Annotated in this window: 11 protein-coding genes; 4 read left to right on the plus strand and 7 right to left on the minus strand. The window is 75.1% G+C overall.

What is annotated here, in order from left to right:
* Positions 1-105: 105 nt before the first annotated feature.
* Complete coding sequence (locus ACIF6L_RS15380; protein WP_396487344.1) at positions 106-1,644, minus strand: glycoside hydrolase family 64 protein; 1,539 nt, start codon at positions 1,642-1,644, stop codon at positions 106-108.
* A gap of 220 nt (positions 1,645-1,864) precedes the next feature.
* On the opposite strand from ACIF6L_RS15380, the gene ACIF6L_RS15385 reads away from it, so the two are divergent.
* Positions 1,865-2,227: a DUF1304 domain-containing protein gene (locus tag ACIF6L_RS15385; RefSeq protein WP_359839525.1), complete on the plus strand. Its 363-nt coding sequence runs from the start codon at positions 1,865-1,867 to the stop codon at positions 2,225-2,227.
* The gene (locus ACIF6L_RS15390; RefSeq protein WP_396487346.1) at positions 2,224-2,778 is read left to right on the plus strand and encodes a TetR/AcrR family transcriptional regulator; all 555 of its coding nucleotides are present in this window, start codon (positions 2,224-2,226) and stop codon (positions 2,776-2,778) included. The genes ACIF6L_RS15385 and ACIF6L_RS15390 overlap by 4 nt, the downstream gene beginning before the upstream one ends.
* Before the next feature lie 141 nt (positions 2,779-2,919).
* Here the strand turns inward: ACIF6L_RS15390 and ACIF6L_RS15395 are convergent, their stop codons facing one another.
* Together ACIF6L_RS15395 and ACIF6L_RS15400 are read right to left on the minus strand one after the other, a co-directional pair.
* Positions 2,920-3,879 carry a JmjC domain-containing protein gene (locus tag ACIF6L_RS15395; RefSeq protein ID WP_396487348.1) on the minus strand — a complete coding sequence of 320 codons (960 nt, stop codon included), beginning with the start codon at positions 3,877-3,879 and terminating at the stop codon, positions 2,920-2,922.
* Between the two features lie 140 nt (positions 3,880-4,019).
* Entirely contained in the window at positions 4,020-4,211 is a 192-nt protein-coding gene (locus ACIF6L_RS15400; protein ID WP_329491456.1) for a hypothetical protein, read from the minus strand.
* 275 nt (positions 4,212-4,486) lie between these two features.
* Here ACIF6L_RS15400 and ACIF6L_RS15405 point away from each other — a divergent pair, with 275 nt between their 5' ends.
* Entirely contained in the window at positions 4,487-6,304 is a 1,818-nt protein-coding gene (locus tag ACIF6L_RS15405) for a BTAD domain-containing putative transcriptional regulator (protein ID WP_396487350.1), read from the plus strand.
* Positions 6,305-6,404: 100 nt separating this feature from the next.
* On the opposite strand, the gene ACIF6L_RS15410 is transcribed toward ACIF6L_RS15405, so the two are convergent.
* Genes ACIF6L_RS15410 through ACIF6L_RS15425 form a run of 4 tightly spaced genes read right to left on the minus strand, consistent with a single transcriptional unit; the run spans position 6,405 to position 11,386 of the window.
* Complete coding sequence (locus ACIF6L_RS15410) at positions 6,405-7,067, minus strand: GAF domain-containing protein (protein ID WP_380390319.1); 663 nt, start codon at positions 7,065-7,067, stop codon at positions 6,405-6,407.
* A 5-nt stretch (positions 7,068-7,072) separates the two neighbouring features.
* Positions 7,073-8,020: a S8 family peptidase gene (locus tag ACIF6L_RS15415; protein WP_396487352.1), complete on the minus strand. Its 948-nt coding sequence runs from the start codon at positions 8,018-8,020 to the stop codon at positions 7,073-7,075.
* A complete protein-coding gene (locus tag ACIF6L_RS15420) occupies positions 8,017-11,181 on the minus strand; it encodes an adenylate/guanylate cyclase domain-containing protein (protein ID WP_396487354.1) in 3,165 nt (1,054 codons plus the stop codon). The genes ACIF6L_RS15415 and ACIF6L_RS15420 overlap by 4 nt, the downstream gene beginning before the upstream one ends.
* A gap of 16 nt (positions 11,182-11,197) precedes the next feature.
* Entirely contained in the window at positions 11,198-11,386 is a 189-nt protein-coding gene (locus tag ACIF6L_RS15425) for a hypothetical protein (protein WP_359839513.1), read from the minus strand.
* Positions 11,387-11,660: 274 nt separating this feature from the next.
* Here ACIF6L_RS15425 and ACIF6L_RS15430 point away from each other — a divergent pair, with 274 nt between their 5' ends.
* Positions 11,661-12,845 carry a radical SAM protein gene (locus ACIF6L_RS15430; RefSeq protein WP_352290694.1) on the plus strand — a complete coding sequence of 395 codons (1,185 nt, stop codon included), beginning with the start codon at positions 11,661-11,663 and terminating at the stop codon, positions 12,843-12,845.
* The last annotated feature ends 6 nt before the right edge of the window (positions 12,846-12,851 follow it).

Raw genomic sequence — 12,851 nt, forward strand, 5'->3', positions numbered from 1 at the left:
CGGTCCCGCTCAGGGGGGGGCCCCCGGGGGGGGGGCGGGGGGGGGGGGTGCGGGGGGGGGGGGCGCGCGGGGGGGGGGCCGCGCGCCCCCGCCCGCCGGCCCGGACTACCAGCCGATACCGAGGGTCAGCCCGGTGGGCGGAGCCGCGTTGCCGAGGATCTGGACGGACGACTGGTCGTTGATGTCGTCGTAGGGGAAGGCGTAGGAGCGGCCGCCGAGGCTGATGCCGTGCAGGTACCCCGCGTAGTCGTTCGCGGCGTCGGCGCCGCGGTAGTAGGCCGCGGGCCGGTACCAGTCGGCCGGAGTGAGCGCCACGCCGCGCTGGAGGGCCGCGCACAGCTCCGCGCCGAGCTGCTTCTCGGTGTCGTCGCCCGCGGCGAGCGGGCCCGCGCAGGCCATCACGTCCGGCGAGGCGGGCTTGGCCAGGTGGAACGGTCCGGCCCCGTTCTTGGTGAAGGTCAGGGTGTCGCCGGTGACCCGCCCGGTGAACGTCTCGCCGAGCCGGGTGAGGGTGAACTGCCGTGCGCTGAAGGCCGACCAGAACCGGTCGATGGCCGGCTGGAGGTAGCCCTGCTGTGCGCCGCCCGCCTGGAACAGGGCGGACGACCGCGGGGCGGTGATGCGGTAGGTGCCCTGCAGCGCGCGGAAGGCGGGCCCGACGGCCGCCGCGTAGCCGGCCATCACCTCGGCGCGGGTGCGGGTGATGCCCTCGGTGGAGTCGTAGCCGCTGGCGGTCTGCCGCAGCCGGGCGGTCATCGGGAAGCCGAACCCGTCCACCTGGGTGGTGTTGCCGCCGAACGGGACCTCGCCGGGGACGTAGGTGTACTCGTACCAGTCGTAGTAGACGTCGTTGTTCGGGTCGGCGGGGTTGCGCGGGTCCGGCCCGCCCCAGCCCTGGTCGTCGGGCGAGACGGGGATGTACAGCGGCGAGCCGAGCGAGATGTAGACGCGGCCGCCGCGGATGGCGGCCGGGGAGGGGACGGTGGCGGCCCGGTCGAGCGTGAAGGACATGTTCGGGTAGTCGACGCCGTTCTTGGTCAGGTGCCCCGGGGCCTGCGCGGCGCGGTGGTCGATGTGCGCCGTCGTGCCGTCGGGCCGCAGGTAGGACCACTGGCCGGGGGTGACCATGCCGAGCACGGTCACGTAGACCTGGGCGTCGCTGAAGGCTCCCCGGGTGTTGTTCACGAAGGTGAGCGGGAAGCTGCCCGTCGCCCCGCCGCCGGTCGAGCCGCCCGCGCCGACGGTCACCGTGAAGTGCGGGGTGTCGTAGAGCGGTCCGGCCTTCTCGTAGGTGAACCAGTACTCCAGGACGGTCCCGGCCGCCAGGCCGGTGGCGGTCGTCTCCCACCGGCTCGCGCCCGCCGCCATCCGGACGTTCTGCTGGCCGTCGGCGGTGGGCCGGTAGTGGACGTCGACCAGGGCGGCGGGCGTGGCCGGGGTGAAGGCGAAGAGGACCGAGCCGGGGGCGACCGTGGCCGCCGACTGGGTGTAGTCGGTGGCCGCCCGCGCGCCGGCCGCCGTCCACAGACCGGCGAGCAGCAGGGCGAGCACGGTGAGGGCCGCGACGGCGCCGCGGTGGCGGGGCGCTCGATGGCGGGGCGCGGCTCCGCGGGCGGGGCCGGGCAGGGGTGGGGTGGCCGTCATGGGGATGCCTTTCCCTCGGCGGTGGCAAGGCGGCGGAACCGCGTGAGAGCGCTCTCAAGCGTCGACACACTGTCTCGCCCCGCCGGACGGCGGTCAAGAGACGAAGCGGTGGAACTTCCTTGTGGGCCTTGTGACTTCACTTTGTGAAAGGAAGGCCTGCGGCGAATTCCTGGACATGTGTCTATGATTGCTGGACAACAGTCCAGAAAGGGGCCCCGTCATGGGCATCGTCGCGAGCACACTGGTGGGCCTGGTGGCCGCACTGCACGGATACATCCTGGTGCTGGAGATGTTCCTCTGGGAGCGGGCTCCCGGGCGGAAGCTCTCCGGCTTCGACCCGGAGATGGCCCGGGCCACCGCGCCGCTGGCCGCCAACCAGGGCCTCTACAACGGCTTCCTGGCCGCCGGCCTGGTCTGGGGCCTGATCGCGGCGGACCCGACCGGCTTCCGCGTCCAGGTCTTCTTCCTGTCCTGCGTGGTGGTCGCGGGCCTGTACGGGGCGGCGACCGCCAACCGCCGGATCCTGTTCGCCCAGGCCCTGCCCGGCGCCCTCGCGCTGGCCGCGGTGCTGGTCGCCGGATGACCGACGCACGGGCCGACCGCACCCGCGCCCGGCTGCGCGAGGCCCTGCTCGCCGAGTGCGCCGAGCGCCCGCTGGCCGAGGTCGGCGTGGCCGCCGTGGTCCGGCGCGCGGGCGTCGGCCGGGCGACCTTCTACCTCCACTACGAGGACCTGCGGGCGCTCGCGGTGGACGCCTGCGCGGAGGTCGTCCGGGACGCCGTGGACGCCCTGCACGCCTGGCGCGGCATCCCGGACCCGGCCGCACCGCCGCCCGCCCTCGGCGCGTTCCTCACGGAGGTCGAGCGGCACGCGGCGGTCTACCGCTCGCTGCTGCTGCCCGGCGGCGCCGGACCGCTGGGCGAGCTGCTCCACCGCGAACTCCGGGAGCGCAGCCGCACCGAGCGGGAGCTGGCCGGCGCGCCGTACGCCGGGCTGGTCGCCACCGCCGTCGCGGCGACCTTCACGGCGCTGCTCGCGGACTGGCTGCACGCCCTGGTGCCCGCCACCGCCGACGAACTCGCCGCGCACAGCTGGCGCCTGCTGATCTCGCTGCACCGCACCCCGTTCGGCTGACCGGCCGGCGTGCAGTGCGGGTGCCGGTCAGGCGGCCGGCGGGGGCTCGGCGGCCTCGGGCGCCGGCTCCGTGGCGGCGGACCGAGGTCGGCGGGCAATCCGGGCGCCGGCCAGGCGGTCGGCGGGCGATGCGGGCGCCGGTCAGGCGGCCGGCGGGGGCTCGGCGGCCTCGGGCGCCGGCTCCGCGGCGGCCGGCCGGCGTAGCGAGGCCGCCAGACTGCCCGGGGCGGGCGCGGCCGGGGGCTGCTCGGCTCGCAGGCCGTCCAGCGAGATCCGGGACCAGTCGGCGTCCGCCAGGTGCTTCGCCAGCAGCTCGACGCGCTCGCGGTACAGGGCCTCCCGGTCGAGGTCCGAGAAGGCCGGCGGCAGCACCTCGCGCAGCGGCTCGAACCGCTCCCCCGCCCCGGCCAGCAGGCTGCGCAGGACCCGCTCCCAGGTGACGCCGCGCAGGCCGATCGACAGGTGCAGCGACGGCTCGTCCGTGGTGTCGCCGACGTGCACGAAGCCGCGCGGCAGGTAGAGGCACTCGCCCTCCTTGAGGACGACGTCGAGCACCGGTTCGCCGACCTCGGACGGGGCCACCGGGCGGGCCCGGCTCGGCAGCCGCCGCACGGGGGCGCTCACCCGCCAGCGCTTGGAGCCGTGGAGCTGCCGAAGGAAGATGCCCACCAGGTCGAAGTGCGGCGCCGCGCCCCGGGCCCGAGGCGGCGTCAGGAAGGCGGTGCAGTCGGCCTCGTAGCCGGTCTCGCGGGCCACCTCGGCGGCGAAGCGCGCCACCTCCGGGCTGTGGTTCTGGAGCTCCTCCAGGGTCAGGGTCGCGCCGCCGGCCACCTGCTCGGCGACCTTGGTGCCGTCGGCGAGCTTCTCGCGGCTCCGCGGGTTGCTCCCCCGGTTGCGCAGGACGAGCTCCGGTGGCACCAGCTTGCCGTCACGGAAGAGCCGTACCGCGCTCATCGGCAGGCTGCTGTGGATCAGCCGCTCGGCGGTCTCCAGGGAGAACACGTCACCGAGGTCGCCCAGCCCGGTGCTGACGAACGGCTCGCGCTCCCAAGCGGTTTCGAGCGTCGGCAGGTCGTCCACGAGCCGGAGCAGACTGTCCACGGAGGCCTCACAGGGTGGTCGGGTGCCGGGCGGGAAGGCGACGGCCGGCCTGCGCGGTTGCACCCGCACAGACCGGCCCGGCCTCGTCCCGCCGGGGTGGTCCGGCCCGGCGGCGAGTCGGCCGATGACGAAGCGTCGGGCTAGACGCCGGCGGGGCCGTCCGCGGCGCTGGCGTTGAACTGGATCCCGCAGCCCGCCAGGTCCTCGTCGTCCTCGCCCACGCTGTGGGCCTGGACCTCGTCGTCCACGGCACTGGCGTTGAACTGGATCCCGCAGCCCGCCAGGTCCTCGTCGTCGCCGCCCACGCTGTGTGCCTGCACCTCGTCGGACATCGGAACTCCTCTCGCTCGCGCTCGGACGTCGGCCGACGTCACAGTGCGACGCTAGGAGCGGGCGGTTGAACTCCGGTATGTGCGTGGCTTCCTGGCAGCTTGTCCTGTCCCTCTCGACCCCCGGGCACCGCTGTTCACCAATCGCTCACCGCGTCCTTGCCAGACATCCTCTTCTCGGCGAAGCTACCCGTCGGAGTACAGACGAGGGCGACCGGCCCCGATCGGGCCGGCCCGACCTGTGCCCATCGCGTGGCGCGCTCTGGGGGAGGGGCCATATGACCGGGAACACCGGTGCGGAAAGAACGCTGCGTTTCACGATGCTCGGGCCGCTACAGGTCCGGTCCGGCGACGACCTGCTCGAACTCGGCCCGTACAAACAGCGATTACTCCTGGCCGCGCTGCTGTGCCGGGCGAACACCGTGCTGTCGGTCGACCAGCTCATCGACGCGCTCTGGGACGGCGACCAGCCCCGGACGGCGCGCAAGAACCTCCAGGTGTACGTCTCCGCCCTGCGCAAGGTCCTGCGGGACCGGATCGGCCACGTGCCGTACGGCTACACCCTGACGGTGACCTCCGAGGAGTCGGACCTGCTGCGGTTCGACGAACTCGCGGCGGCCGGGCGGCAGGCGCAGCGGGCGGGCCACCCGGCCGGCGCATCGGCGCTGTTCGGCGAGGCGGTACGGCTCTGGCAGGACCGGCCCCTGGTCGACCTGCTCGGCAGCCCGTTCGCGGCCCGCGAGTCGGAGCGGCTCGCCGACCGCTTCCTCGCGGTGTACGAGGACTGGGCCGAGCTGGAGGTGGAGGCCGGCCGGGCGCTCGGACTGCTGGACCGGCTGGCCGAGTTGACCGCCCGGCATCCGTTCCGCGAGCGGCTGATCGTGCTGCACATGACGGCGCTCGACCAGGTCGGCGGGCGGCGGCAGGCGCTCGCCTGCTTCGAGCAGCACCGGCAGTACATCGCCCGGGAGCTCGGCCTCGACCCCAGCCCCGTGCTGCAGCAGGCCTACCGGGCGATCCTGGCCGGCGGGGGATCGGCCCGGCCGGGCCGCGACCGGCCGCGCGAGCACGCCAGGCCCTCCCAACTCCCCCGCGACCTGGCGGACTTCGTCGGCCGCCGGGACGAGGTCGAGGCGGCGGTGGCGGCCCTCACCGGCGGGGCCCGATGTACCGACGTCACGGCGGTGTCGGGCCCGCCGGGGGTCGGCACCACGGCGCTGGCCGTCCACGTCGGCCACCGGATCGCCGACCGCTTCGCGGACGGCCAGGTCTTCGTCCCGCTGGGACACCCCGACGGAACCCCGCGCGACTGGCACGAGGTGCTGACCGAGCTGCTGCGGAGCACCGGCCTCGACCTCACCCCGCCCCGGGAGGAGACCGCGGCGCTGGCCCTGTGGCGGTCCTGGATCGCCGACCGGCAGGTCCTCCTCGTCCTCGACGGCGCGACCGGCGAGTCCCAGGTCCGCCGCCTGCTGCCGGGCCGCGGGCCGACCCGCACGCTGGTCACCTCGGCCCGCCGGCTCAGCGGCCTGGAGTGCGTCCACCGCATCGAACTCGACGAGTTCACCCCCGGCGAGGCCCGCGAGCTCCTGGCGCGCGTGCTCGGCGAGCGACGGCTCGTGGACGCGGACCGGACGCTGCGCCGCCTTCAAGAGGTGTACGGGCTCTCCCCGCTGGTCGTCCGCGCGCTGGCCGCCAAGCTCACCACGCTGCGGCACCTCTCGCTGTCCGAGTACGCGGAGCAGCTGGGCCGGCTGCCCGCCGGACCCCACGAGCTCTCGGTCGGGGGCTGCTCCGTCCAGGACGGCTACCGCCGGTTCCACCGGGGGCTGGATCCGCAGCAGCGGGCGGCGCTCGGCGCGCTCGGCGCCCTGCCGGGGCCGGCCTTCGACCAGGCAGTGCTGCTGGCGGCGCTGGGCGGCCTCGCGGAGCCGGCCGAGCGGATCGTGGAGGAGCTCATCGAGGCCCATCTGGTCACGGTGGCCGAGGACGACGAGGTGCGGGCGCACGCCGTCCGCTACCGCATGCCGAGGCTGGCCCACCGGTACGCCGCCGCCCTGCACCGCGGCCCGGGTCCGCTGCCGGGCGGCTGCTGACACCTGGACGAGACCGGGTGGCGGGCCGGTGCCGATGACCGGGACGGCCTCGCCCCCCGGTCAGCGCGCCGCCCCGCCGCCCCGCGACCCCGCCGCCCGGTCAGCGCGCCATCGCGGCGAGCACCTCGTGCAGGGACTCGACCAGCCGCAGCCCGCTGGCCCGCTGCTCGGGCGCCAGCGCGCCGAGGACCTGGACGATGCCGGCCAGCCGCTCGAACTCCGCACCGCCGAGGGCCAGCGCGCTGCGGGCCGCCCGGCTGCGGACCAGGCCGTGCAGGGCGAGCCCGGCCTGGCCGGCGAAGGCCACCAGCAGGTCCAGGTCGGCCAGGCTGGAGCGGGACTGCGGGTGCGGGTCGAGCACCTGGATGACGCCGAGGATCTCGTCCCGGTGGACGACCGGGGCCGCCATGATCGCGTCCGGCACGTAGCGGGTCCGCTCCGCGAGGTCCTGGGCGAAGATCGCGCTGCCGCGCAGGTCGTCGACCGTCACCGGCTCCCCGGTGTCGGCGACCCAGCCGGCGATCCCCCGGTGCGCCGGGAACCTGGTGCCGACCAGGAAGTCCTCGCCCTCCCCGGAGACGGCCTCGAAGACCAGCTGGTCCTCCTCCCGGTCGAACAGGAAGATCGAGCTGGCGGCGGCGCCGAAGATCGAACGTGCCACCCGCACGATGGAGGACAGCAGTTCGCGGTCGTCCGGGCCGGGATCGGCCAGGGCGCCCGAGATCGCCGCGATCATCGCCGTGGAGTCCGCCGACTGGTCCATGGATCTCACACTCCCCGCACGTTGGCTGCCGTCAGGTAGAGGATCGTCTTCAGCTCGAAGCTCGTCAGACGAGGGTGCTTGCCGAGGATGAGCGCGCTCAGTCCGGTGACGTGCGGCGCCGCGAAGCTGTTGCCGGTGTTGCGGGTGGTGCTGCCGTTCGGCCCGGCGACCTGCACCGCCTGCCCCCGGGCGAAGAACTCCACCGGCGGGTCCGGGTTGTAGAGCACGAGGTCCGAGTCGTCCTCGGCGTGGCTGCCGACCGAGATCACCGAGGAGAACCGCCAGGGAAAGCTCTCGATCCGGGAGTTGTGCGCCGAGGCGACGATCACCGAGCGGTTGAAGTAGGCGTCGTCGGCCATCTCCCGCAGCACCTGGCTGAACTGCGGGCGCGAGGTCGACAGGCTCAGGTTGATCACGTCGAAGCGCTGCTCGATGGCCCAGCTCAGCCCGGCGAGCAGGGCGGCCCCCGTCCCGCCGCCGTTCTCGCCGAGGATCCGGACGCTGTGCAGTTCGCAGCCGGGGGCCACCCGCCGGACGATGCTGGCGCAGGCCGTGCCGTGGCCGCAGGTGTCCATCGGCTCCACCCGTTCCACCGTCAGGCCGCCGTCGCGCCCGACCACGGCGTGCGAGGCGACCACCTCGCCGACCAGCGGATGGCCCGCTTCGACGCCGCTGTCGACGACGCAGACCCGGACGCCGCTGCCGTCCGCGCCGCCGTACGCCCAGTCGGGCGTGACGGGCACGGTCTCGGAGGTGGCGACGGGGATGTCGGCGGGGCGGCGGTCGAGCAGGTTCCAGGTCAGCGCGGTGGCCCGGGTGGCGGTGTTGGTCCGGTCGGCGCTACCGGTCCGTTCGGTGACGGTACCGGCCCGGCCGGTGACGGTACCGGTCCGGCCGGTGGCGGCGGTCCGGTCGGCGGTACCCGGGGCGGAACCGGTCCCGGTGGCGGTCATCGGCTACTCCCCTCTCCCGCCGGCCCGTCCGGCCCGTCCGCCCCGCCCGGCCCGCGGTCCTGCTCCCGGCCGGGTTCCCGGGCCAGGCCGAGCTCCTCCGCCAGCAGCCCGGTCCGGGCCGCGCCGACCAGGTGCCCCTTCGCCTCGAAGCGGCGCCGCGCGGCCAGCAGCGCCGCCCGGGCCTGCTTCGGCCGGCCGACCAGGGCACGGGTGTACGCGAGGTCGAGGCAGGCGGTCGCCTGGTCGGCGGGCGAGTCGGTGCGGTGGGCGAGCAGCACGGCCCGCCGGGCCAGCGCGAGGGCCTGCGGATGCTCGCCGCCGAGCGCCCGGATCCTGGCCTGGACGCCGTACCGGTTGGCCTGCACCACCGGGTGCGCGTCGGCGACCGTCAGGTCCTCCACCAGCTCGGCGGCCCGGCGCCACTGGCCCGCCGCGAGCTGGGCGCGGGCCAGTTCGAGCGCGGTGGTGCGGACCAGGCCGCCCGCGTTGAGGGCCCGGGCCGCGTCCAGCGCCTCGCGCAGGGCCGCCTGCGCCTGCTCCGGCCGGTCCGCCAGCGCGGCGAGCGTGCCGTCGAGCAGCGGCCCGAACACCGCGCCCTCGCCGTAGGCGAGCGCCGCCATCGCGCGCCGGACGTCGGCCAGGCACTCGGCGGCCCGGTCGGACCGGCCCTGGAGGGCGTGCAGCACGGTGAGCGGGAACCCGAGCGTGACCTGCACGGCCAGCCGGTCGGCGCCGTGGGTGGCCAGCAGGTCCTCGCACCGGGCGGCGGCGGACGGCGCCGGCTCCGGGCCGTGCCAGAGCGAGAGCCCGGTCGCGCCCAGGGTGTTGGCGAGCTCCCGGTCGGCCGCCGCGGCGAGCGAGTGGGTGAGGGCGTGGCCGAGCGCCGCCACCGCCTCGCCGTGCTGCCCGCGCCGCTGGCAGGACCCGGCGAGCACCAGGCGGCTGCGGGCCATGCCGAGTTCGTCGCCGCAGGCCCGGAAGACCGTCAGGCCGTCGACGGCCGCCCGTTCCAGCGCGGCGTCGTCGTGTTCGCACGCGGCGAGGTGCAGCCGGGCGTGGGCGGCCGTTCCCGCCGCGCCGTGCTCGCCGGCCTCCGCCACGGCGCGGACCAGCACCTCGCGCGCCTCGTCGGAGCGGCCGAGTGCCAGCAGCACCTCGCCCAGCCGTTGCAGCACCTCGGGCCGGCCCTGGTCGCCCGGGTCGGCGAGGTCGGCGGCCCGCTGGAGGAGGGTGAGCGCCCACGGCAGGTCGACCCGGCCGAGCGCGCCGACGCCGGCCCGGGCCAGGTGGCGCAGCGCCCGCCGGCGCAGCAGCGGATTGCGCTCGGTGCGGCGGCCGACCGCACTGCGGTACCGGTAGGCCTGCTCCAGATGGGTGCCGACCAGCGCGTCCGGGCGCCCGGCGCGCAGCAGGTACTCGGCGTAGCGCTCATGGAGTTCGCCGCGCCGGACCTTGGTGAGCCCCTCGTAGGCGACCCGCTGGGTCACGCCGTTGACGAAGCAGTAGGCGGCGCCGGCACCGAACGGCCGGCGCATCGGCTTCACCAGGCCGCGCCGGGTCAGGGTGCGCAGCACCGCCGTGCTCACGGCCGGCAGCCCGGGCTCGCCGGCCAGGGCGCCGAGGTCCTCGGCGTCGAACTCGCGCCCCACCACCGAGGCCTGGCGCAGCACGGTCCGGTCCGCCTCGTCCAGCCGGTCGATCCGGGCGGCGAGCAGCGCGTGCAGGTTGGGCGGCAGGCCCTCGGTGCCGCCCGCCTCCTCGACCGTCGCGGCGAGCTGTTCCAGGTAGAGCGGGTTGCCGTCGGCCTGGGCCACGATCTGCTCGGTGGCCGCCGGGCTGTGCAGGGCGAGATCGACCAGGTGGGCGGCGAGGACGGCGGAGTCCGCCGGGGAGAGGCCGGTGACGGTCACCGTGGTCGAGTTCGCCCGGCCCGTTCCCCAGCCGGGACAGGAGTCCATCAGCTCGGGGCGGGCCAGGCAGAGCACCAGGATGGGCAGCCGGCGCAGGTCCTCCACCAGCCGGTCGAGCAGGGCGAGGAAGGGCTGGTCCGCCCAGTGCAGGTCGTCGACGACGAGCAGCATCGGGTGGTCGCCGGTGCGCACCGTGAGCACGTGGGCGACCGCCGCGCAGGTGTCGTCCTCGGAGGGGGCCGGGGTGCCGTCCAGCAGCAGCCCGGTGCGCAGCAGGGCCAGCGCGGCGGCGGTGGCCGAGCCGTCGAGCGCGTGCCGCCCGGCCTCCTCGGCCAGCGGGGCGACGCACTCGGCGAGCGCGTGCAGCGAGCCGCCGGTGCCGGCCGCCCGGCAGCGGCCGGTGCCGACCGCCTCCGCGGCGGGGGCCGAGCGGCGCAGCCATTCGTCGACCAGGCGGGTCTTCCCGATGCCCGCCTCCCCGAGCAGGGTGAGGACGTGGACGTCGCTCTCCTCGGCCACCCGTCGCCAGGCCAGGTCGAGTTCGCTGAGGTAGCGTTCGCGGCCGACGAAGGGCACGTCGGAGCGGGGCGCGCGCTCGGGCTCGGAGAGGCCCAGCAGGCGGCCGGCCTCGATCGGCCCGGCCACGCCCTTCAGCTCGACCGGGCCGACCTCGGCGACGGTCAGCCCGGAACCGCAGGCCCGCCAGGTCTGCGCGCTGAGCAGGATCTCGCCGGGGCCGGCGGCCTGCTCCAGCCGGGCGGCGACGTTGACCACCTCGCCGGAGACCAGCGCCTGCCGCCTGGCCGGATCGGCCGTGGTGACCACCTCACCGGTGTGCACGCCGATCCTGACCCCGAGCCGGACCCGGTGGTCGCGCTCCAGCTGGGTGTTGAGGCCGTCGAGGGCGGTCAGCATGTCCGCCGCCGTCTCCAGCGCCCGGCGCGCGTCGTCCTCCTGCGTCGCGGTGAGGCCGAAGACGGCCATCACGGCGTCGCCGATGAACTTCTCCACGATCCCACCACGGGAATCGATCTGACGTTCCATCAGTTCGTAGTAGCGCAGCAGGATCGACCGGAGCACCTCGACGTCGAGCTTGCCGGACAGCTCGGTCGATCCGACGAGGTCGCAGAACAGCACGGTGACGACCCGGCGTTCCTCGGCCGCCGGGGTCGGGGGGGTGACCGGGGTGCCGCACCGGGCGCAGAATCGCGCGTCCGCGGGGAGTTCCGTGGCGCAGGACGGGCAGCTCATCGGTGGGGCCCTCCGGTCAGTACGCCGTCATGTTGCCTATGCACCAGGGGGCTTCGCCGTCGTCCCCGTCCGCGGAGTGCAGGACGACCTCCGGTTCGTCGTCGGCCGGCGCGGCGCCCGGGAGGGTGTCGGGCAGGTCCGACAGGTCGTCGAGCAGGGCGTCCGACAGGTCGGGGGGCAGGTCGGCGGGGGTCGGCTCGGGCACGTCGATCAGCCCTCTTCCATGACGTCGAGGTCAGGCGTTCTGGTCGTCGCCATGAGCCTAGGAGCGGCCAGTTGGGGTTCGGTTTACGTCCGGTATGCCCCCGTCGGCGCCCCGGCCGCCCGACCCGGGCCGGACGGTGGACGCGCCGGCCGTCCGGCCCGGCCGGAAGCTGCCCGTCAACCTGTCGCATACCGGCGGCAAACCACGGCTGCCTAGCCTCGCGCTGTCAGGGCCCGCCGACGGCGGCCGTTTCCCGCCGACCCCAGGGAGAGCAATGATCGGCACCCGGCTGGACGAGGTGGACGCGCCCCGCCTGATCAGGAGCGACCGCGGCTGGTGGTTCATCGGCAACCGGACGTGGACCCTGCTCAAACCGGAGCACGTCGCGGCCGACGGCCGGGTGCGGCCGGACATCGACGAGTTCCTGCGCGACGCGGGCGCGTACCGGGAGCGGACCGCGAAGTCCTTCGCGCTGACGGTACTGACCAGCACGGCCTGCAACCTCGGCTGCGGCTACTGCTTCCAGAACACCGGCCAGGACCCGAAGGGCGGCCACCGCCCGCCCCGGATCAACCTCCGCCGGCTGAACACCCGGACCATCGACCGGATCGTGGACTTCACCGCCGAGCGGATGGCGCAGGCCGGCCTGGACCGGCTCTACCTGCTGCTGTTCGGCGGCGAGCCGCTGCTCAACCCGCGCGGCTGCGTGGAGTTGCTGGAGCGCTGCACGCCCCTGGGGCTCGCCACCGCCGCCATGACCACCAACGGCGTGCTGCTGACCGGGCGGCGGGCCGTCCAGCTCGGCGCCGCCGGGCTGCGCGCGGTACAGATCACCTTCGACGGCAGCCGGGAGGACCACGACGCGACCCGGGTCACGCACGCCGGCGGGGGCACCTTCGACACCATCGTCGCCAACGTGGCGGCGGCCACCGAGGCCACCCGGCTCTCCTGGAACTTCCGGGTGAACGTCTCCCACCACAACGTGGACCGGATCGGCGCGCTCTTCGGCCAGCTCGACGGCAAGGTCGACCCGAGCCGGTGCACGTTCACCTACGCCTGGGTCGGCGACTCCGGGATCGGGTACCGCAACGACCTCGCGCGGGCCCGGCAGGTGGAGGACCGCTTCGTCGAGTGGGCGGTCGAGGCGCTCGAACGCGGCTACCGCTTCGCCAAGCCGAGCATGCGGACCACCTGCCAGATCTGCTCCGAGCCCGGCGGCCGCGAGGGCGCCGTGATCAACGCGGACGGCACGCTGTTCAGCAGCTGGCAGTCGGCCGGCAAGCCGGGCTTCGAGGTCGGACACGTCGACCACGGCTACCTGGAGACCGGCTCGGTGGCCGACCGCTGGGTGACCTGCGGCTACGAGTACGAGCAGGCCGACACCGAGGTCATGACGCGCTTCCAGGACAACGTCGACGCGCGGATCCTCGACCACCTGCACGCCACCGGCCGGCTGTAGCCGGGG

The sequence above is a fragment of the Kitasatospora sp. NPDC086009 genome (genome assembly GCF_044540385.1).
GTDB lineage: Bacteria > Actinomycetota > Actinomycetes > Streptomycetales > Streptomycetaceae > Kitasatospora.

Excerpts from the sequence above, each read along its gene's own strand:
- ACIF6L_RS15380 (WP_396487344.1), bottom strand. The coding sequence starts at position 1,644 with ATGACGGCCACCCCACCCCTGCCCGGCCCCGCCCGCGGAGCCGCGCCC.
- ACIF6L_RS15405 (WP_396487350.1), top strand. The coding sequence starts at position 4,487 with ATGACCGGGAACACCGGTGCGGAAAGAACGCTGCGTTTCACGATGCTC.
- ACIF6L_RS15415 (WP_396487352.1), bottom strand. The coding sequence starts at position 8,020 with ATGACCGCCACCGGGACCGGTTCCGCCCCGGGTACCGCCGACCGGACC.
- ACIF6L_RS15400 (WP_329491456.1), bottom strand. The coding sequence starts at position 4,211 with ATGTCCGACGAGGTGCAGGCACACAGCGTGGGCGGCGACGACGAGGAC.
- ACIF6L_RS15420 (WP_396487354.1), bottom strand. The coding sequence starts at position 11,181 with ATGAGCTGCCCGTCCTGCGCCACGGAACTCCCCGCGGACGCGCGATTC.
- ACIF6L_RS15410 (WP_380390319.1), bottom strand. The coding sequence starts at position 7,067 with ATGGACCAGTCGGCGGACTCCACGGCGATGATCGCGGCGATCTCGGGC.
- ACIF6L_RS15390 (WP_396487346.1), top strand. The coding sequence starts at position 2,224 with ATGACCGACGCACGGGCCGACCGCACCCGCGCCCGGCTGCGCGAGGCC.
- ACIF6L_RS15385 (WP_359839525.1), top strand. The coding sequence starts at position 1,865 with ATGGGCATCGTCGCGAGCACACTGGTGGGCCTGGTGGCCGCACTGCAC.
- ACIF6L_RS15430 (WP_352290694.1), top strand. The coding sequence starts at position 11,661 with ATGATCGGCACCCGGCTGGACGAGGTGGACGCGCCCCGCCTGATCAGG.